The sequence below is a fragment of the Robertmurraya massiliosenegalensis JC6 genome, from assembly GCF_000311725.1.
In the GTDB taxonomy this organism is placed as follows: domain Bacteria; phylum Bacillota; class Bacilli; order Bacillales; family Cytobacillaceae; genus Robertmurraya; species Robertmurraya massiliosenegalensis.
Genome location: NZ_HE978514.1, coordinates 514,492 through 534,871, shown reverse-complemented (window position 1 = coordinate 534,871; position 20,380 = coordinate 514,492). Strand labels below are relative to the sequence as shown.

Annotated in this window: 21 protein-coding genes; 20 read left to right on the top strand and 1 reads right to left on the bottom strand. The window is 39.8% G+C overall.

The window, feature by feature from the left end; genetic code table 11:
- The first annotated feature begins 35 nt into the window (after nt 1-35).
- From BMSHG_RS16130 to BMSHG_RS16085, 10 genes are all read left to right on the top strand, one after another.
- Nucleotides 36-1,076 carry an NAD(P)-dependent alcohol dehydrogenase gene (locus BMSHG_RS16130; protein WP_019155492.1) on the top strand — a complete coding sequence of 347 codons (1,041 nt, stop codon included), beginning with the start codon at nt 36-38 and terminating at the stop codon, nt 1,074-1,076.
- 198 nt (nt 1,077-1,274) lie between these two features.
- Nucleotides 1,275-1,565 carry an Asp-tRNA(Asn)/Glu-tRNA(Gln) amidotransferase subunit GatC gene (gatC, locus tag BMSHG_RS16125; RefSeq protein ID WP_019155491.1) on the top strand — a complete coding sequence of 97 codons (291 nt, stop codon included), beginning with the start codon at nt 1,275-1,277 and terminating at the stop codon, nt 1,563-1,565.
- 13 nt (nt 1,566-1,578) lie between these two features.
- Nucleotides 1,579-3,036, top strand: a complete 1,458-nt coding sequence (gatA, locus tag BMSHG_RS16120) for an Asp-tRNA(Asn)/Glu-tRNA(Gln) amidotransferase subunit GatA (protein ID WP_019155490.1) — start codon at nt 1,579-1,581, stop codon at nt 3,034-3,036.
- Between the two features lie 12 nt (nt 3,037-3,048).
- Nucleotides 3,049-4,476: an Asp-tRNA(Asn)/Glu-tRNA(Gln) amidotransferase subunit GatB gene (gene gatB / locus BMSHG_RS16115; protein WP_019155489.1), complete on the top strand. Its 1,428-nt coding sequence runs from the start codon at nt 3,049-3,051 to the stop codon at nt 4,474-4,476.
- A 67-nt stretch (nt 4,477-4,543) separates the two neighbouring features.
- Complete coding sequence (locus tag BMSHG_RS16110; RefSeq protein WP_019155488.1) at nt 4,544-5,104, top strand: thioredoxin family protein; 561 nt, start codon at nt 4,544-4,546, stop codon at nt 5,102-5,104.
- A gap of 244 nt (nt 5,105-5,348) precedes the next feature.
- Entirely contained in the window at nt 5,349-5,669 is a 321-nt protein-coding gene (locus tag BMSHG_RS16105) for a PadR family transcriptional regulator (protein WP_019155487.1), read from the top strand.
- 38 nt (nt 5,670-5,707) lie between these two features.
- Nucleotides 5,708-6,055 (top strand): DUF1048 domain-containing protein, encoded by a 348-nt coding sequence (locus BMSHG_RS16100; RefSeq protein WP_019155486.1) that lies wholly within the window; start codon nt 5,708-5,710, stop codon nt 6,053-6,055.
- A gap of 11 nt (nt 6,056-6,066) precedes the next feature.
- Nucleotides 6,067-6,417 (top strand): DUF1048 domain-containing protein, encoded by a 351-nt coding sequence (locus BMSHG_RS16095; RefSeq protein WP_019155485.1) that lies wholly within the window; start codon nt 6,067-6,069, stop codon nt 6,415-6,417.
- A 265-nt stretch (nt 6,418-6,682) separates the two neighbouring features.
- The gene (locus tag BMSHG_RS16090) at nt 6,683-7,444 is read left to right on the top strand and encodes an ABC transporter ATP-binding protein (RefSeq protein ID WP_019155484.1); all 762 of its coding nucleotides are present in this window, start codon (nt 6,683-6,685) and stop codon (nt 7,442-7,444) included.
- A complete protein-coding gene (locus BMSHG_RS16085; RefSeq protein ID WP_019155483.1) occupies nt 7,445-8,194 on the top strand; it encodes an ABC transporter permease in 750 nt (249 codons plus the stop codon).
- A 91-nt stretch (nt 8,195-8,285) separates the two neighbouring features.
- On the opposite strand, the gene plsY is transcribed toward BMSHG_RS16085, so the two are convergent.
- Nucleotides 8,286-8,891 carry a glycerol-3-phosphate 1-O-acyltransferase PlsY gene (gene plsY / locus BMSHG_RS16080; RefSeq protein WP_019155482.1) on the bottom strand — a complete coding sequence of 202 codons (606 nt, stop codon included), beginning with the start codon at nt 8,889-8,891 and terminating at the stop codon, nt 8,286-8,288.
- 298 nt (nt 8,892-9,189) lie between these two features.
- Here plsY and BMSHG_RS16075 point away from each other — a divergent pair, with 298 nt between their 5' ends.
- The 10 genes from BMSHG_RS16075 (at nt 9,190) to BMSHG_RS26395 (ending at nt 20,380) form a co-directional block, all read left to right on the top strand.
- On the top strand, nt 9,190-9,780 hold the full coding sequence (locus BMSHG_RS16075; RefSeq protein ID WP_019155481.1) for an RNA polymerase sigma factor: 591 nt from the start codon (nt 9,190-9,192) through the stop codon (nt 9,778-9,780).
- Nucleotides 9,777-10,226: a hypothetical protein gene (locus BMSHG_RS16070; protein ID WP_019155480.1), complete on the top strand. Its 450-nt coding sequence runs from the start codon at nt 9,777-9,779 to the stop codon at nt 10,224-10,226. Before BMSHG_RS16075 ends, BMSHG_RS16070 begins: the two co-directional genes overlap by 4 nt.
- Complete coding sequence (locus BMSHG_RS16065; protein ID WP_019155479.1) at nt 10,226-11,305, top strand: hypothetical protein; 1,080 nt, start codon at nt 10,226-10,228, stop codon at nt 11,303-11,305. Before BMSHG_RS16070 ends, BMSHG_RS16065 begins: the two co-directional genes overlap by 1 nt.
- Entirely contained in the window at nt 11,302-12,231 is a 930-nt protein-coding gene (locus tag BMSHG_RS16060; protein WP_019155478.1) for a LiaF transmembrane domain-containing protein, read from the top strand. The genes BMSHG_RS16065 and BMSHG_RS16060 overlap by 4 nt, the downstream gene beginning before the upstream one ends.
- Before the next feature lie 138 nt (nt 12,232-12,369).
- Nucleotides 12,370-13,296: a diacylglycerol kinase gene (locus BMSHG_RS16055; protein ID WP_019155477.1), complete on the top strand. Its 927-nt coding sequence runs from the start codon at nt 12,370-12,372 to the stop codon at nt 13,294-13,296.
- An 84-nt stretch (nt 13,297-13,380) separates the two neighbouring features.
- Complete coding sequence (rlmD, locus tag BMSHG_RS16050; protein ID WP_019155476.1) at nt 13,381-14,751, top strand: 23S rRNA (uracil(1939)-C(5))-methyltransferase RlmD; 1,371 nt, start codon at nt 13,381-13,383, stop codon at nt 14,749-14,751.
- A gap of 311 nt (nt 14,752-15,062) precedes the next feature.
- Nucleotides 15,063-15,269, top strand: coding sequence for a helix-turn-helix domain-containing protein (locus tag BMSHG_RS16045; protein WP_019155475.1), 207 nt, complete (start codon nt 15,063-15,065; stop codon nt 15,267-15,269).
- 65 nt (nt 15,270-15,334) lie between these two features.
- Nucleotides 15,335-17,755, top strand: coding sequence for an N-6 DNA methylase (locus BMSHG_RS27160; RefSeq protein WP_019155474.1), 2,421 nt, complete (start codon nt 15,335-15,337; stop codon nt 17,753-17,755).
- Complete coding sequence (locus BMSHG_RS16035) at nt 17,748-19,247, top strand: type I restriction-modification system subunit M (protein WP_019155473.1); 1,500 nt, start codon at nt 17,748-17,750, stop codon at nt 19,245-19,247. Before BMSHG_RS27160 ends, BMSHG_RS16035 begins: the two co-directional genes overlap by 8 nt.
- A complete protein-coding gene (locus BMSHG_RS26395) occupies nt 19,244-20,380 on the top strand; it encodes a restriction endonuclease subunit S (RefSeq protein WP_019155472.1) in 1,137 nt (378 codons plus the stop codon). Before BMSHG_RS16035 ends, BMSHG_RS26395 begins: the two co-directional genes overlap by 4 nt.

Below are 20,380 nucleotides of genomic sequence, written 5' to 3'. Positions count from 1 at the left end.
TGCCAACTCTAGTACATGATTAGGAGGGTTTATTAATGGTAACTGCAAAAGCAAGGGCTGTCGACGGGCCAGACAAACCGTTTCGAGTAGCTGAGATTAAACGACGTGATTTGGATTTACATGATGTTCTAATTGAAATTAAATATGCAGGAATATGTCATTCTGATATCCATACTGCACATGGGGAATGGGGTCCAGTAAATTACCCACTCGTACCAGGACATGAAATTGCAGGTATTGTTACAGATGTAGGAACAGAAGTGAGCAAATACAAGGTCGGTGACCGTGTTGGGGTCGGATGTATGGTTGATTCCTGCGGCGAATGTGAAAACTGTCGCAAAGGGGAAGAGCAGTATTGCCTCAAAGGGAATATCCAAACTTACGGCGGTGTTGACAAATATGGTGAACCTACACAAGGGGGCTATTCTACTCATATTGTTGTGCAGGAAAATTTTGTCCTCAAAATTCCTGATAACATTGAGCTTGATAAGGCAGCACCATTACTTTGTGCCGGGATCACAACATACTCTCCATTAAACCATTGGGGAGCAGCATCCGGAAAAAAGGTGGCTGTGGTAGGAATGGGTGGCCTTGGTCATATGGCAGTACAAATTGCTCATGCGATGGGGGCTGAAGTGACCGTTTTATCCCAAACTTTAAAGAAAAAGGAAGACGGACTGCAATTGGGTGCAGACCACTACTACGCAACAAGTGAACCGCAAACATTTGAGAAACTAGCTGGATGTTTTGACTTAATCATTAACACAGTAAGTGCGAAAATTAATTTAAATGCTTATTTAGGGTTGCTAAATCTTGACGGTACTTTGGTCAACGTCGGTGCACCAGCAGAACCGTTGTCTCTAAACGTTTTTAATTTAATTGGCCATCGTCGCTCGTTTGCTGGATCGATGATTGGTGGCATTCGTGAGACACAGGAAATGTTAAACTTCTGCGCTCAACATGGAATTGTTCCAAAAATTGAAGTGATTTCAGCGGAACAAATTGACGAAGCGTACGAACGAGTACTAGCATCAGATGTTAAGTATCGATTTGTGATTGATACTAACACGATATAAATTTTTTTAAGGATGTCCTCACTACAGGGGACATCCTTTTACTTATATGGTTGTAAAATCCTGCTCTCTGTTGCTTTATAGCGGTAAATTTTGTTATTATCAAGTTATTGTTGACTTACGAAAAATGAATAAAATATCGACTGTTTTCATAATGAAAATAGGAGTTTCGCTCTAAAAAAAATTCTGGAGGTGACGTCAATGTCAAGGATATCAGAGGAAGAAGTTCGCCACGTCGCTCATTTAGCGAGATTGGCTGTAACAGAGGATGAAGTAAAACAATTTCAAAAAAGTCTTGATGAGATCATTACATATGCAGAACTTTTAAATGAAGTTGATACGGAAAATGTGGAACCAACTTCACACGTATTAGATATGAAGAATGTGATGCGAGAGGACATTCCATCTAAAGGACTTCCGCAAGAAGAGGTACTGAAAAATGCACCTGAACATGAGAATGGACAAATAAAAGTGCCATCGATTATTGAGTAAGGAGGGGAAAAGATTGAGTTTATTTGATCAGAAGTTAAGTGTGCTCCATGAGCAATTACATAAAAAAGAAATATCTGTTACGGACCTAGTGGATGAGTCTTACCAAAGAATCCAACAGGTTGATGATAAGGTAGAAGCATTTTTGACATTAGATGAAGAGCGGGCTCGCTCAAAAGCAAAAGAGTTTGATCAAAAGCTCGGAACAGACGAAGCAAAAGGTCTTCTCTTTGGAATGCCCATTGGGATTAAGGATAATATTGTGACACGCGATTTGCGGACAACCAGTGCCAGTAAAATCCTCGACAATTTTAATCCGATCTATGATGCAACAGTGATTCAAAAACTTCAAGCGGCAGACTCCATTACAATTGGAAAATTAAATATGGATGAGTTCGCAATGGGTTCCTCAACAGAGAATTCAGGCTACCAAAAAACGAAAAATCCATGGGATCTTGAAACGGTCCCAGGTGGTTCTTCAGGTGGTTCAGCAGCAGCTGTAGCAGCAGGGGAAGTACCATTTTCACTAGGATCTGATACAGGAGGGTCGATTCGTCAGCCAGCATCTTTTTGTGGTGTCGTGGGCCTGAAACCGACATATGGGAGAGTGTCCCGATTTGGCCTAGTTGCGTTCGCTTCATCGCTCGATCAAATTGGACCTTTAACAAGAACGGTAGAGGATAACGCTTATTTACTGCAAGCAATCTCAGGACTTGATCCGATGGATTCCACTTCAGCTAATGTTGATGTGCCTAATTTTGTGCAATCCTTAACAGGTGATGTAAAGGGGCTCAAAATCGCTGTGCCAAAGGAATACATTGGCGAAGGAGTAAAGGAAGAGGTTAAACAATCGGTTCTTGATGCGCTGAAAATCCTTGAAAAATTAGGAGCAACATGGGAAGAAGTATCGCTTCCACACTCGAAATATGCTTTAGCTACCTATTATCTATTATCTTCATCTGAAGCATCAGCGAATCTTGCACGCTTTGATGGTGTGAGATACGGATATCGCACGCCAAATGCTGAGACATTGATGAATTTATATAAAAATACAAGAGCGGAAGGCTTTGGTGATGAGGTTAAGAGACGGATTATGCTTGGAACCTTTGCGCTAAGCTCTGGCTATTATGATGCTTATTATAAAAAAGCACAAAAAGTTCGTACACTTATTAAGCAAGACTTTGAAAATATTTTTGAAAAATATGATGTGATTATCGGACCAACAACACCAACTCCAGCCTTTAAAGTGGGTGAAAATACATCTGATCCCATGACGATGTATCGAAATGATATTTTAACGATCCCTGTAAACCTTGCAGGAGTACCTGGAATCTCGGTTCCATGTGGTTTTAGCAACGGATTACCACTGGGCTTACAAATTATCGGAAAGCATTTTGATGAGAGTACGGTATACCGCGTGGCTCATGCATTTGAACAAGCAACCAATTTCCACAAACAAAAACCACAATTGTAAGGGGTGAGATAAGTGAAATTTGAAACGGTGATCGGACTTGAAGTCCATGTTGAATTAAAGACAGACTCAAAAATATTTTCCTCTAGCCCCAATCATTTTGGAGCAGAACCAAACACGAATACAACGGTGATCGATTTAGGTTATCCTGGCGTACTGCCTGTTTTAAATAAAAAGGTCGTTGATTATGGGATGAAAGCAGCGATGGCACTCAACTGTGAAGTGGCGACCGAAACAAAATTCGATCGAAAAAACTATTTTTACCCAGATAATCCGAAAGCATACCAAATCTCGCAATTTGATAAGCCGATTGGTGAGCATGGCTGGATTGAAATTGAAGTGGACGGCTACAAAAAGAAAATCGGAATTACCCGAATTCATTTGGAAGAGGATGCAGGGAAGCTAAATCATGAGCAAGGCTATTCTCTTTGTGATTACAACCGTCAAGGGACACCATTAATCGAAATCGTATCTGAGCCAGATATCCGAACACCAAATGAAGCATACGCATACTTGGAAAAATTGAAATCGATTATTCAATATACAGGTGTGTCTGATTGTAAAATGGAAGAGGGTTCCTTACGTTGTGACGCGAATATTTCCATTCGTCCTGTTGGACAAGAAGAGTTCGGGACAAAAACCGAGTTGAAAAACCTAAACTCTTTTAACTTTGTTCGTAAAGGCTTGGAATACGAAGAAAAGCGTCAAGAGGAAGTTATTTTGGCTGGTGGAAAAATCGAGCAAGAAACACGCCGCTTTGACGAATCAACAGGAAAAACGTTGCTTATGCGTGTCAAAGAAGGCTCTGATGATTATCGCTACTTCCCAGAACCAGATTTATTAGATCTGTATATTGATGAAGAATGGAAGGAAAGAGTTCGTGCTGAAATTCCGGAGCTTCCAGATGCACGGAAAAAACGCTATGTCGAAGAATTAGGATTACCGCCATATGATGCAGGAGTTCTCACGATGACGAAGGAAATGGCGGATTTGTTTGAGGCAACAGTTGGAGCTGGTGCCGATGCAAAGCAAGCTTCAAACTGGCTGATGGGTGAACTTTCCGCTTACTTAAACGCCGAGCAAAAAGAATTAGCGGATGTGGCCTTAACACCAGAAGGTTTGGCTGGCATGATCAAGCTAATTGAGGACGGCACGATCTCCTCAAAAATTGCTAAAACCGTCTTTAAAGAATTAGTCGAAAATGGGGGCGACCCTGATCAAATCGTCAAGGAAAAAGGACTTGTCCAAATCTCTGACGAAGGCGAGTTGCTTAAAGTTGTAGCCGAAGTGTTGGATAATAACCCACAATCGATTGAGGACTTTAAGAATGGAAAGAACAAAGCAATTGGATTTCTTGTCGGTCAACTGATGAAGGCGACAAAAGGACAAGCCAATCCACAAATCGTCAATAAACTTTTACAACAAGAGATTCAGAAGCGTTAAATTTTCCGAAAAAAGTGCTGGTAGGCTATAATAGGCTTACCAGCTTTTTTAATAGGGAGGAAATCTGATGAATTTACTAGATTGGTTTGCTAAAGGGTTAACGTATGACCAATACAAAGGGCAAATGAAGGTTAATTTGGATGAAATGAGTACAGTTTACGAGCAATTTGAGTTACAGGCAGAGGCAAAAACGGAACTGCAATCGTTAAAAGGAGTCGCTTCTAAAGTCATTGTCCTAACGGAGGATTGGTGCGGAGATGCTCTTATGAACAATCCAATTTTGATGAAAATGGCAGAAGAATTAGGCTTAGATGTACGCTTTGTGTTAAGAGATAGCAATCTCGAACTCATGGATCAATATTTAACAAATGGAACAGCACGCTCGATTCCAATTTTTATTTTTATCGACGATGAGGGCAATGAAAAAGCAGTTTGGGGTCCAAGAGCACCAGAAGCACAAAGTATGGTAGATGGCTTCCGTGCTGAGCTTCCAGCCAAGGACGCTGAAGATTTTGAGGGAAAACAAAAAGCGATGTATAAGAAAATCAAGCAAACATACGTAGAAAACAGAGCATTGTGGGACGCAGTTGCGAGCAGCATACTCAACAAATTGGATAAAGTGAAGTAGGAGCACCCTTAAAATTAAGCAAGAGGAGAAAGACGGACTGTTTTTCTCCTCTTACATCTATTGGGCATTAGCGGATTTTCAAAAAAAGCAGAAGAACCAGTTGACGAATCCTCTACTTAGCGTTACGATATACCTGTAGTAAGCAATACTGAATAGCCCTGTGTTTTACGCTGTTCAGTATATAATTTTCCTTCGGTACTAAGTGACACTAAATATAAGTCAGACAAAATAGAGGAGGCAATATATGGAGAACTTAACAGAAATGCTGAAGGGTTCGCTCGAAGGCTGTGTATTAGAAATCATCAGCCGTCATGAAACCTATGGTTATGAGATTACCCGCCGGCTGAACGATCTTGGATTCACCGAGGTTGTGGAAGGGACTGTCTACACAATTCTTGTACGATTAGAAAAGAAGAAACTAGTAAACATTGAAAAGAAACCATCAGATATGGGACCACCCAGAAAATTCTATACACTTAATGAGGCTGGGCGCCAAGAGCTCAAACTATTCTGGGAAAAATGGGATTTTGTATCATCGAAAATTAATACTTTGAAATCAATTTAGATTCATATAACAGTCATATAAAAGAGGGAGGAAAAATAATGAATTTTTGGGAAAAAGTAACGGGTAGTGACATGACAAAAGAAATGAAAAATTTTGAGTCACGTGTAAAAAAACTGCCATCTGATTATCAAGCTGCATGGGAAAAAATTCAATCCAATCTTTGGTCATATTCAGATTTTACAGGTCGCAACCTCATGCCAATTCTTGACGGTGTGCTTGGCCTGCTTGAAGAAACGGCATCCGAAGGGCAGAGTGTCCAAGAGGCTTTGGGCGATGATATTAAAGGTTTTTGTTCGGCAATAGTTGGAGCAGAAGGGGCAAAATCTTATCGGGACAAATGGCGTGAGCAACTCAACCGTAATATTGCAAAAAAATTAGGCGAATAAGGAGGATAAAAATGAGCATAAAGGATATCATCGAAGGCAAAAAAGAGTGGCGAGCTCATATGGCACGTGTCAAAGCACTACCACAAGATTATTGTATTGTTTACAAAGAAATTCAAACATATCTCTTTAAGGTTGGCCCTGTTGAGCTAACCGAGGGGACTGGTTTGCTTTCGGGGATTATAGATCTTTTTGAAGAAGGCGCAGGCATGGGGAAAGGCGTGCTCGAAGTGACAGGAAGTGACGTAGCGGCATTCTGTGACGATTTAATTAAAGATTCAAAAACATACGCTGATATCTATCAAGAATCCGTAGAGCAAGAAGTTCATAAGGCCATGAAAAAGGTTACGGATAAAAAGAAGTAAAGGTAAGGGTTTAAAAAGCATCGTCAACATCATAGAAGTCTTGGAACCATTCTTTTTGTGATGCAGTGAAACGAGTATTGTAATCAAAGACTTAGGAAGCAAGTATGCAAGAAGCAGACTAACCAAACTAGACTGAATAGTTGGTAACAAATTTGAATTGCCACCTTAACTATTCAGTTATTTTTAGGTTTGGTACTAAGTAATACAGATTATAAGTAAGACGTAATAGTGGAGTGAAGAAAGTTTTTATAAGGAGGAAAAAAGGATGAGTAATGTAGCCATATCTGTAAAGGGGTTAAAAAAGTCATTTAAAGACAAAGAAGTCTTAAAAGGAGTGGATTTTGAAGTGAGGCGTGGCGAAATTTTTGCACTTCTAGGTTCAAATGGAGCAGGCAAGACGACGACTGTTAACATACTTTCGACACTTATGAAGCCTGATGGTGGGGAAGCAAGTATTTGCGGACATGGCGTCCTTCTTCAGCCTGAACATGTCCGTCAGAGCATCAGTCTAACCGGGCAGTTCTCTAGCATAGACGGGATGCACACAGGAAGAGAAAACTTACTCATGATTTCAAAGTTGAGGGGAGTTTCCGATCCTGCTCAAGTCGCCGACAATCTCCTTGCAAAATTTAGCCTAATTGATGCAGCCAACCGCCGGGCGGAACAGTATTCTGGAGGGATGAAGCGAAGGCTTGATATCGCGATGAGCCTGATCGGGAATCCTGAGGTGATTTTTCTCGACGAACCAACGACAGGACTTGACCCTGAGGCGCGGATTGAAGTCTGGAATACCGTCAAGGAGCTTGCAGGAAGCGGTACAACGATCTTGCTTACGACTCAGTACCTAGAGGAAGCGGAACAACTGGCAGATCGTATCGCCATCCTACATGGCGGAAAAATCATTACAACAGGTACCCTTGAAGAGCTAAAAGTGATGTTCCCTCCGGCGAAAGTGGAGTATATAGAGAAGCAGCCGACATTGGAAGAAATCTTCCTCGCGATCATTGGCAAAAAGGAGGAGATGTAAATGAAAAGCAAAACAGGTGTATTGTTAGGACGTTTAATGCGCAACATCATGCGCAGCCCGGATACGATTATTACGGTGGCGATTACGCCGATTGCCATGATGCTGCTATTTGTCTATGTATTTGGTGGTGCCATAGAGACAGGAACGGATAACTATGTTAATTATTTATTGCCGGGAATCTTGCTGATGGCGATCGCATCTGGGGTTTCTTACACTGCCTTCCGGCTGTTTGGGGATATAAAGAGCGGGTTGATGGCGCGATTCATTACGATGCCAATTAAGCGCTCGTCCATATTGTGGGCTCATGTCTTGACATCGCTTGTGTCTAATGCGATTTCAGTCCTAGTGGTGATATTCGTTGCGTTCATAATGGGTTTCCTCTCAAGTGCTGGTATCTTCGAATGGCTTGCAACAGCAGGGATACTTGGCTTGTTTACACTAGCGCTGACATGGTTAGCCATTATTCCCGGATTGACCGCAAAGTCTATGGAAGGAGCGACTGCCTTTTCGTACCCTTTGATATTCTTGCCGTTTATTAGTTCGGCTTTTGTCCCGACTGAAACGATGCCAAAAATAGTCCGGGTGTTTGCTGAGAACCAGCCGGTGACTTCTATTGTGAACGCCATTCGTGCCCTCTTGTATGAAGGGGTTGTTGGCAACGATATTTGGACTGCACTTGCTTGGTGCTTCGGCATCATGGCCATTACGTACTTCATGGCTATGAACGTATTTAAAAAACAGTTAGGGTAAGCATACTATTATAAGGTGATAAAGAGAAAAACCAACGAAAGACGATTATTGTCTTTCTGTTGGTTTTTTTCGTTAAGGCTTTAAAAAGGAATTATTTTTTGAGTCGATCATTCTTAACGGTTTGATCATTTACTTTAGGTTCTTTATGAGCTAAGAAGTTACGGATATTCGAGCGGTGCAGGAAAAGCAAAAATAAGATAAATAGGAAAAAGATGAGTTCGTATCCTGTACCCGGTAAGAAAAAAGAATAAATTAGTAGGGAAACTCCTACAGAGATGGAACCAAGAAAAACATATTTCGTGATAAAAATAACCGCAAAAAACGTAACGTAGGCAATCAATAGCATCCATGGATTGGCAACAAGTAGAGCACCGGCAGTCGTGGCAATTGCCTTTCCACCTCGAAAATGAGCGAAAATCGGAAAGCAGTGTCCGACTACGGCAATTAATCCAAGAGTGAGAGGTAACATGTCTAGTTGGAATAGAATTGGTAGTGACGCAGCAAGGGCTCCTTTTCCCACATCGACAATGAGGACGATTAAGCCAGCACGTTTTCCTAATACTCGAATCGTATTCGTCGCTCCAGGATTATTACTTCCGTGCTCACGGATATCTATTCTGAAAAACAGCTTTCCAACGATTAATGCAGTTGGAATCGAGCCGATCAAATAGGCTGCGATCAAAAAGATAATGTTCATAACACACCCCCTTAATAGATCCTACTATGATAAATATTCCTCATGTAAATAAATCTTACCATAATTTGAGAGTCTTTTATGCGATAATTATTTCATGCTATAGTAATCAATATTGTTGGGGAGAACGATTTTTGACTCATTTCGTGTGAAACTAAGGTTTCACACGCCTTTCAGCTATGCTGAAAGGTACTCTGATTTAATGAAACGGTAGGAGCAAACGAGTTTTCTCCTACCGTTTCATTAAATTAGAGATAAAATGAGTCAAAAATCAATTTCTGCTGTAGGGGTTCACCAAAAGATGTCGTCTATTAGTTTAGAAGCTGCTCGAAAGGGGGAGAGAGAGATTGAAGATCAGGTTCTGATTAAGAAAATATTAAGTGGCAATGATCATGCATTCCGACTGCTGGTTGAAAAGTATCGGACGGAGCTGTTCAAAACGGTTTATGCGGTGCTTCGAAATCAAAAGGATGCTGAAGATGCTACACAAGAAGTGTTTATAAAGATCTATCATTCTCTCCCCCAATATGAGAATCAAGGCTTTAAAACATGGATGAAACGAATTGCGGTCAATCATTCGATTGATCTAAAACGAAAAAAAGCGAGAAAGCCAGAAGAAATGGTCGAAGCGCTTGTCTATGACTCTCTCGTTACGACTCGGGATCGAGTGGAGGAAGAGATTATAAACAAAGAAAGACGAAAGTTAGTGAGAGAGAGGCTAGAGGAACTTCCAGAAAATTATCGGGGAGTTATCTACGATTTCTATATCGCTGAAAAAAGCTATCAGCAAATGGCAGAGGAACAGCAGGTTCAGGTAAAAACGATTGAAACAAAGCTATATCGAGCCCGTCTCTGGATGAAAAAGCATTGGAAGGAGGACGATTTTTCATGACCCATATTTCATATGACGAGTGGAAACGATACGTGAAAAATGAATTAAATGAAACAGACCTAGAAAGGTATGATGATCATTTATATACTTGCGACCAATGTTTGGAGCTTTATCTTGAGGCAGTGAATGAGGTCGAAACGGAGCTCCCTGTTTTATCGAATGAAGATGAGTTCACCAATTTGATCATGGCACAAGTATCTGAATCAAAGGGGAAAATTCCTGTAACAAAGATTCCTTTTTATCAAAAAACACTTTTCCATTATGCGATCGCAGTTGCCATGACGCTGCTTTTCACGATGTCAGGAGTATTTCAATCGATCACTACTTATGTCGATGCTGTAGAAGGTCCAGAGCTAAAGGAAAGTACGCCTTCTGTCACAGAAGAGCTTGTTAATAAAACATTTGCATGGATGGATCATATGAAAAATAAGGGGGCGGGCAATTAATGAAAAACCCAATTGTAGCGTTTTTACTATCTTTTTTCCCGGGGGGAGGCTTGCTCTACTTAAAGCAAACTCTTCGTGGATTAGCTTATCTATTTGGCGAATTTGCTTTAATTATTTTGTTCTTTATCTTGATGTCAGCTTGGCAAGAAGAAATGGCTATCGTCATTTTTGTTTTGGGGGTTATCCTTTATATTGTCAATATTATAGACACAACGATAACGGCACCAAAAGCAGTTTATAAAACAGGTCTTGTGCAATCGGAAGGCCAAGCAACGAAGGTGCAAACGAATGAACAGGAGCGATTCTTTACGATTGTCCTTTCTTTCATCCCTGGAGTAGGGCACTTTCAATTAGGGTTAATGAATCGTGGAATGACCCTTTTAACCGGATTTCTAGGAACAATCATTATGGTGTTTTTTGTAACCGTATTGACTTCAAGAAGTGAATTCCTCATTTTCTTAGCGATTCTTCCAGTTGTTTGGGTATACGGATTCTTTGATACGATGCAACTTTTAAGCAAAAAGCAACGAGGAGAAGAGCTTGTTGATCGCTCAATATTAGAAGATTTAGAAATGAAACGAGAAGATGGGAAAAAGAGCAAGTCCATCGCTACATTTCTATCGATTTTTCCAGGGGCAGGTCATCTTTACCTTGGCTTGCAAAAACGCGGGATTCAACTTATGGCTGCGTTCCTCTTCTCTATCTATATTTTAGATATTTTACGATTAGGGATCTTTCTATTTCTGATTCCAATTATCTGGTTTTATAGCTTTTTTGATGGTTTGCAAAAAGCTTCGAGATATGGCAAGGAAGAGATGGAAGATGTGCCGATTATCTCCTACTTTATTAATCATCAAAAATGGGTTGGAATCGGGCTTATTTTACTTGGATTATACTATTTGACAAGCAATATCGTCTTGCCAGCCTTTTCACCAATGCTCGCACAATTGATTGATATCGATATCCGTTACTGGTTTGATCGTTATTTCCAAACAGCCATTGTTTGTATTCTAATGATTGGTGGCGGTATTAAGCTGCTAATGGGAAGTAAAAGGAAGAAAGCGGGTGTGGTCAAATGACGGCGGTGAAAACGGTGCGAACGTGGCGTGTTGGGACGATTTCGATGGGAGCTTCTCTTCTTTTTTTAGGAGTCTTTCTGCTTCTATCGCAATTTCTCGATTTGAGTCTCATGAGTATATTGATTTCATGGTGGCCGGTGATTCTGATTGTGCTAGGGATTGAAATCCTGCTCTATCTTTTTGTCTCAAGAAACGAAAAGCCGTTTCTAAAATATGATTTCTTAAGCATTTTCTTTGTTGGAATCATTGGAACAGTGGGAATCATTTTTGCCGTTGTGAGTTCACTAGGACTAACAGATATTGCGAAAGATGTGATTTCCAGTGAGGAACAGACAGTGGAGCTTCCGCCATTAAATCAAACGATTGATCAAAATATAAAAAGAATTGTATTGAAGACGGATCATGAGAATTTAGTTGTCGAAGGAACAAAAAGTCAAGAAGTATCGATGTTTGGTACCTATAGGGCAACTCTTCCAAATGGACAAGATAAACGAATCTCGAATGTGGAAGATTATATGTCTGTTCAAATAAAGGGAGATACGATGTACCTTCAAGTAAAAAGTTTACCTAGAGGGAATGGACCAATTTTTCAATACTACAGTCAAATGGAGGCTACATTGTTGATTCCTGATCATGTGAAATTTGAATTAATTGGACAAGGTAATGATCTTACGTTAAAGCCGCGAGAACTTAACAGCAATTGGGTCGTTGAAAGTGTAGGATCCGTATCTCTCCAAGTTCAAGAAAATAGCGATATTGAAATTTCTGCTTCACAAGTAGAAAGCTTGCAAAGTGAAGATGTAGAGTGGACACAAGAAGATAAATCCAATGAAAATAAAAATGGTCGGATGAAAATTGGCGAAGGTACGCATAGTATAGATATTATGAATGCGCATTATGTTAATGTATCACTGGTGACCCCTTAAGGAAGAAATTCTCGGCCTAGGCTGGGAATCTCTTTTTTATGTACAATTGTAAAAGTGGCAGTCAGACTTCTTTTGCGTTATGATAAGGATGGAATTATTTACTAATGTAAAAAAGATTATTTTTTAGGATGGATAGATATGAAAAGAGCACGCATTATTTATAATCCAACTTCAGGACGTGAATTATTTAAAAAGCATTTGCCTGAGGTGTTACAAAAACTTGAAAAAGCAGGTTATGAGACCTCGTGCCATGCGACAACAGGTGCTGGTGATGCCACAGTTGCAGCAAGAGTTGCAGTAGAACGGAAGTATGATCTCGTTGTGGCAGTCGGGGGAGACGGAACGATTAATGAGGTCGTTAATGGCTTAGCAGAGCAAGAGTATATTCCGAAGCTTGGAATTCTTCCTGCTGGTACGACGAACGATTTTGCCAGAGCATTGCATATTCCACGAGATATTGAGGCTGCTACTGACATTATCGTTAAAGGGGACACAATTCCAGTCGATGTCGGTCGAATAAATGATAAATATTTTATCAATATTAGTGGTGGCGGTCGTATTACAGAACTTACTTATGAGGTTCCGAGTAAGCTGAAAACCATGCTGGGACAACTTGCTTACTATTTAAAGGGCATTGAAATGCTTCCTTCTTTCAAAGCGACGGAAGTAAGTATTGAGTATGATGGGAAGTTGTTCGAAGGGGAAGTCATGTTATTCTTAGTCGGCCTCACCAACTCAGTGGGTGGCTTTGAAAAGCTTGCACCGAATTCTTCGATTAACGACGGGCTGTTTTCATTGCTCATTTTGAAGAAAACAAATTTGGCCGATTTTGTCAGAGTAGCAACTCTAGCATTACGCGGTGAACATATCCACGATCCAGCAGTCATTTACACACAGGCTAATCGCATTAAGGTCCAGTCTAATGAAAAGGTTCAACTCAATCTAGATGGAGAATTCGGTGGACTACTTCCAGCGGAATTCGTCAACTTATATCGTCATTTAGAGGTGTTTGTTCCGATTGATCAGATTCGGGATGAGGATCGCCCGAAAGATATGTTAAGCTAGCATCATTTTGCTGGCTTTTTCTTTTGCCATAAAGGTATGATACAATCTCATTTATATTAGGAAGCATGAAAGAGGAATCAATTGATGAAACGTACATTACCCGTTCAAAAAAATGAATACATAGATGTCATATTTGAAGATTTAACTCATGATGGAGCAGGGGTAGCGAAGGTTGAAGGCTATCCAATTTTTGTTCCGAATGGTTTGCCTGGAGAAAAGGCACAGATTAAGGTCATTAAAGCGAACAAAGGGTATGGCTTTGGTCGTTTGATCGAGCTGTATGAGAAGAGTCCTTACCGTGTGGAGATCCCTCGAGAGGAACTGCACAAATACGGCGGTTGCCAGTTGGAGCATATTAGCTATGAAGGTCAGTTGAAGTATAAGGAAAATCAGGTTCGTCAGGTCTTGACTCGCATCGGAAAGCTTGAAGATGTTGTCGTTCATCCCATCCTTGGAATGGACAACCCATGGCATTATCGCAATAAAGCGCAGGTCCCAGTCGGTGACAAGGATGGAAAGTTAATCGCTGGCTTTTTCAAACCAAGAACTCATGAAATCGTTAATACAGACGAAAGCTTGATTCAGATTCCAGAAATTAATGAGGCTGTTCAAGTGGTAAAAGAGATTTGTACAAGATTTCATATCCCTGCATATAACGAGGAGACGCATAAAGGTGTATTACGCCATATCATGGCACGCTTCGGTCAGCAAACAGGCGAGCTAATGGTCGTCCTTGTAACAAGGTCATTGGAGATTCCAAATCGGGAGCAATTAGTTGAGGAGATTGTAGCCCGACTACCTCAAGTGAAATCAATTATTCATAACGTCAATTCAAAACGTACCAATGTGATCCTTGGCGATAAAACGAAAGTGCTTTGGGGTTCAGAAGTGATATACGACTATATTGGTGACGTTCGATTTGCAATCTCAGCATTGTCATTCTATCAGGTGAACCCAGTGCAGACGAAGGTATTGTATGATAAGGCATTGGAGTATGCTTCGTTGTCTGGCTCGGAATCGGTCATTGATGCTTATTGTGGAATTGGGACGATTTCACTTTTTTTAGCTCAAAAGGCTAGAAAGGTATTTGGAGTTGAGATAGTTCCAGAAGCGATTGAGGATGCGAGGAAGAATGCTGCGTTGAACGGAATTGAGAATGCAGAATTTGAAGCTGGTGAAGCAGAGGTTGTCATTCCAAAGTGGTACGAAGAAGGAAATAAGGCCGATGTGTTAGTCGTGGATCCACCCCGTAAAGGATGCGATGAGGCATTATTGCATACTATAATTGACATGAAGCCAAAGAAAGTTGTATACGTTTCATGTAATCCAGCAACACTGGCCCGTGATTTACGCATTCTAGAAGATGGGGGCTATAAGACGGTAGAAGTGCAGCCGGTGGATATGTTCCCGCATACTACGCATGTAGAGTGCGTCGCGTTGATAGAGTTAAAATAGCTTGGTATCAATAGGTTTAGTGGTTTTTAACGGAAAATTGAAGTGTGTTTATGTTCCCTCGGACTAATGGTTCGGGGGATTTTTTGACCCCCGGGGTCTTACCTTAACGCGGAATTAAGGGGGGATTTGGGAAATGTATATTTTTGCGGAAAAGTTTGATGGTGAACAATGACTAGAGTACTTTCATGAAAAATTTGCATTTGGATTTGAGAATAAAATATTCCCATTTGCGAAGAATTATTTCGGTATATCGAATTATAAGTTATAATAATTAGTATTAATGTGAATGCTTGATTTCGCGAGGTGATACCATGTCTGTAAGCTATAATAAGTTGTGGAAACTGTTAATTGATAAAAATATGAATAAAACCATGCTGCGTGAAGAAGCAAAGCTTAGCTCAGGTACGATTGCAAAACTTGGTAAAAATGAAAATGTAACTACCGATGTACTTGTGAAAATTTGTAAAACGTTGCACTGTGATATTTGCGATATTATAGAAATAAAAGATGATAAATAAGTAGCCTGTTTATAGGATGGAAATGATATAAACATGTGAATTGGTTTAAATAGAGGGGTGCAAAAATGTTAGGAGCTATAATTGGCGATATTGTTGGGTCGCGGTTTGAATGGAACAATATTAAAACAAAAGAGTTTGATTTTTTAACATATAAATGCTTTGTCACTGACGATAGTATTATGTCATTAGCGATTGCTAAAGCTATTCTTGACTGTAAAGGTGATTATCAGAACTTAAACGAACTTGCTGTGTCTTATATGCAAGAAATTGGACGTCCATATCCCGATTCGGGGTATGGTGGAATGTTTAATGAATGGATGTATTCTGATAATCCTCAACCATATAATAGCTTTGGTAATGGAGCAGCCATGCGTGTGAGCGCATGTGGTTTTGCTGCCTCGACGTTAGAAGAAGCAAAACAACTATCTAAGAAGGTAACTGAAGTCACTCACAATCACCCAGAAGGAATGAAAGGGGCAGAGGCTACTGCTATTGCGACCTTTCTTGCAAAAACTGGGAAAAACATACTCGAGATCAGAGACTATATTAATGATCATTACTATCCAATGAATTTTACTCTAGATAGTATTCGTGATTCATATGAGTTTAATGAAACTTGTCAAGACACTGTACCTCAGGCAATAATGGCATTTCTTGAGTCTACTAGTTTTGAGGATGCTATTCGCAATGCTATTTCTATCGGTGGCGACAGTGATACACTAGCAGCCATAACAGGAGGGATAGCAGAGGCTTACTATGGCATTCCTACAAATATTAGGAAACATGCACTCACTTTCCTTGACGAACGGTTAATGAAAATTCTAATAGATTTTGAAAATGTATTTGCTCCAAAGATAGAAACAATAAATGGAGACAAATCAGTCGCTATCAAGAAACCCCAAAATGGGAAGAAAATAAAAACTGGAAGGCGAAAAGAAATGATCGCATCAGCTGTAGATGTTGCTGATGATGATCTGAACATGAGTTTTGCTAAGAATGAGAAAACATCAAGTCAAGCACTATTCTCTCACCTTTTTGAGTGCTGTAATATCCTTCGTGGCCCTATTAATCAAGATGAATATAAAAGTTATGTAACACCCATTTTGTTCTTTAAACGGTTATCAGATGTTTATGACGAAGAAACAGCAAAAGCACTTGAAGAATCTGGTGGAGATGAAGAATATGCTTCTTTCCCCGAAAACCATAGTTTTATTATCCCAGATGGTTGCCATTGGAATGATGTTCGTGAACAATCTGAAAATGTTGGAAAAGCAATTGTAGATGCAATGGTTGGCATTGAACGTGCTAATCCAGACACGCTTTTTGGTGTGTTTTCTAGTTTTGACGATGCGAATTGGACCGATAAAAACAAATTAACGGATGAACGGCTAAAAGACCTTATTGAGCATATGTCTAAAATCAAAGTTGGCAATAACAATTATTCATCCGATGTGATGGGTGATAGCTATGAATACTTAATTAAGAAGTTTGCTGACCTTTCCAAGAAAAATGCAGGTGAATTCTATACACCTCGTTCCGTTGTCAAATTAATGGTCAAAATTCTCAATCCAAAACCAGGAGAAACCGTATATGACCCAGCCTGTGGGACGGGTGGTATGTTAATCGAAGCCATTCGCAATATGAATAATGATCGAAGAGCCTATGGTAAAATCTATGGCCAGGAAAAGAATCTTGCCACATCCGCAATTGCAAGAATGAACTTGTTTTTGCATGGAGCTCGTGATTTTAAAATAAAACAAGGGGATACTCTTCGCTCCCCAGTATTCCTACATCGAGGCGAATTACAAACCTTTGATTGTGTAATCGCCAATCCGCCTTTTTCATTGAAAAAGTGGGGAGCCGATCAATTTGCATCAGATGTATATGGCCGGAATCTCTGGGGAAGTCCAACGGATTCTAGTGCTGACTTCGCATGGCTGCAGCACATGGTTACATCTATGGATAAAAACAATGGTCGATGTGCAGTTGTATTACCACAAGGTGTACTGTTCCATGGAGGAAGAGAAAGGGAAATACGGAAGCAACTGATTGAATCAGACAAATTAGAGTGCGTCATTACTCTTGTGAGCGGAGTGTTTTATAGTACAGGTGTGTCAGCTTGTATTTTAATACTAAATAACAACAAGCCTTCAGAACATAAAGCTAAGGTTTGTTTTATCGATGCTTCGAATATCTATACAGCACAGCGGGCACAAAACATAATGACGGAAAGAAATGTTGAGGAAGTATTTGAACTTTATCAAAATTATGAAGATGTAATGGAAAAGGCAAAAGTAGCTACTATTGATGATATTAGGAAGAAGGATTATTCACTTTCAGTTAATAGTTTTATCGAAAAAGCTCCACAGGAAACCATCTCTCCTAAAGAAGTAAAAAGGGCCTTCTTTTTAGCAGTAAATGAAGCAATCGAGGCAGAAGAGAAATATAAAAGATTGTTGGTGGAAGGAGGATATATCAGTGAGTAATCGAATTACACTTGATGAATTGAAATCCTATCTATGGAATTCTGCAGTCCTTCTTCGTACACATATTGATGCAGGATCATATAAACAATACATTTTTCCTCTTATGTTTTTTAAGCGAATTTGTGATGTTTATGATGAAGAATGTACGGAGATTTTGAAAGAATATGATGGAGATGAAGAAGCCCTAGAATGGGAAGAAAACCATCGATTCATTGTTCCAAAAGGATCCCACTGGAAAGATGTCCGCTCAGTATCTGAAAACGTGGGTGTTGCCATCATTAATGCCTTTCGTGCAATTGAAAAAGCAAATGTTGAAAAGTTACATGGCGTCTTTGGCGATGGTGCTTGGACGAACAAAAATCGACTGCCTGATGAATTGCTGAAAGATTTAATTGAACACTTCTCCACAAAAACTCTATCAATGGAGAACTGTCCTGAAGATGAACTAGGTCAAGGCTATGAATATTTGATTAAGAAATTTGCGGATGATAGCGGGCATACAGCTCAAGAATTTTATACGAATCGAACAGTAGTGCATCTCATGACTGAAATGCTCAAACCACAATCTGGTGAAAGCATTTATGATCCGACATGTGGTAGTGCAGGTATGCTAATATCCTCCATAGCTTATTTGAAGCAGCAGGATCTGGAATGGAGAAATGTAAAGATTTATGGGCAGGAAATTAATGCACTAACATCGGCTATTGGTCGTATGAACCTATTCCTTCATGGCGTAAAAGACTTTCAAATAATCAACGACGACACTTTGAAAAATCCTGCCTTTATCGAAAATGGTCAACTTATGCAATTTGATTTAGTACTTGCTAATCCACCATATTCTATTAAACAGTGGGACCGTGAAGCCTTTTCGGCAGATAAGTATGGACGCAATTTCCTTGGAACGCCGCCACAAGGCCGTGCAGATTATGCGTTTTTTCAACACATATTAAAAAGTTTAGATCCTAAAACAGGCAGATGTGCCATTCTATTTCCGCATGGCGTTTTGTTTCGTGATGAGGAAAAGGAAATGCGTGAAAAGCTTGTGAGAAGTGATCTGGTCGAATGTGTGATTGGGATTGGAAAGAACTTGTTCTTTAACTCACCAATGGAGGCATGTATTGTTATTTGCCGGACTAATAAGGAAGTTTCTCGCAGAGGACAAGTGTTATTCATTAATGCAAAGAATGAAGTAACTCGGAAGAATGCAGAAAGCTATCTTGAAGAAGAGCATATCCATAGAATTGCTCAAACATATAGTGAGTTTAAGATAGAAGAAGGCTTTTCTGCTATTGCAAGTCTTGACCAGATTGTTGAATATGGTAGCAAACTGAGCATTCCACTGTATGTTAAGACAACTGGTGAAAAGGATAGTGAAGAATCGTATTCTCTTGACGAGGCCCTCGATAGTTGGTTAAGTAGCAGTGATGAGTTTAAGAAATCATATGAAACATTAAAATATATGCTTTATGAGAATAGTGGTGAGAAACAATGATCAAGTATAGATTAGGGGATATCGTCGATGTCATTTCGGATCGTGAAGATAATCCCTCAAATTGTAAATATGATAAATTTGTCGGACTTGAACATTATATTTCAGGTGAAGTTGAAATAAAAAACTATGGAAATACGGACTTGTTAAAATCCGCCATGAAAGTCTTTCGTGCAGGTGATATCTTGATAGCTCGACGTAATGTGTATTTGAGGCGGGCATCTATAGTTAATTTTGATGGAATCACTTCTGGTGATTCTATCGTACTGCGTGCCGAGGATAGACTAATAAAGAAACTACTTCCTTTTGTATTAAATACGGATACCTTTTGGGAATTTGCCGAAAAATTTTCTGACGGAACAATGTCTAAGAGGCTTTCACCAAAGGTATTGCTTGAATACAAATTCAATTTACCTGATATTAAAGAACAGGAGAAGCTTGCAGAGTTATTGTGGGCTGCAAATGAAACTAAACAAGCTTATAAAAAGCTACTTTCTTTAACCAATGATCTTGTTAAATCGCGATTTATTGAGATGTTCGGAAATCCTGTTGCAAATCAGATGGGATGGCCTGTTGCTCCTTTAGGAAAAGTTTCGAACACTCGTCTTGGGAAGATGCTTGATGCAAAGAAGCAGACAGGAGAATGTCAATATCCATATCTTGCAAATTTCAATGTTCAATGGTTTCATTTTGATCTTAGTAATCTCAAAAAGATGGACTTTATTGAAAAAGATAGAGTTGAGTTTTCTCTCCAAAAGGGTGACTTGCTAGTATGCGAAGGTGGTGAAGTTGGCAGAACTGCCATATGGAATGAGGAGATAGAAGACTGCTACTTTCAAAAGGCTCTTCATCGTGTGCGCTGTAATCCGGAAATACTTGTACCAGAGTATTTAGCATATGTATTTTTTATGCGTGCAAGTCTTAATGGCTTTGAGGATATTGTTGGAAAATCAACAATCCCACATTTGACGGGCGAAAAATTGAAGAAGTTGCTAGTTATTCTGCCACCGTTGGACCTTCAGAATCAATTTGCTGCTTTCGTCCAACAAATTGATAAATCAAAATATGAATTACAACAAACAATCTCAAACCTTGAAAACACGGTCAAATCCCTTATGAAGCAATATGTAGGTTAA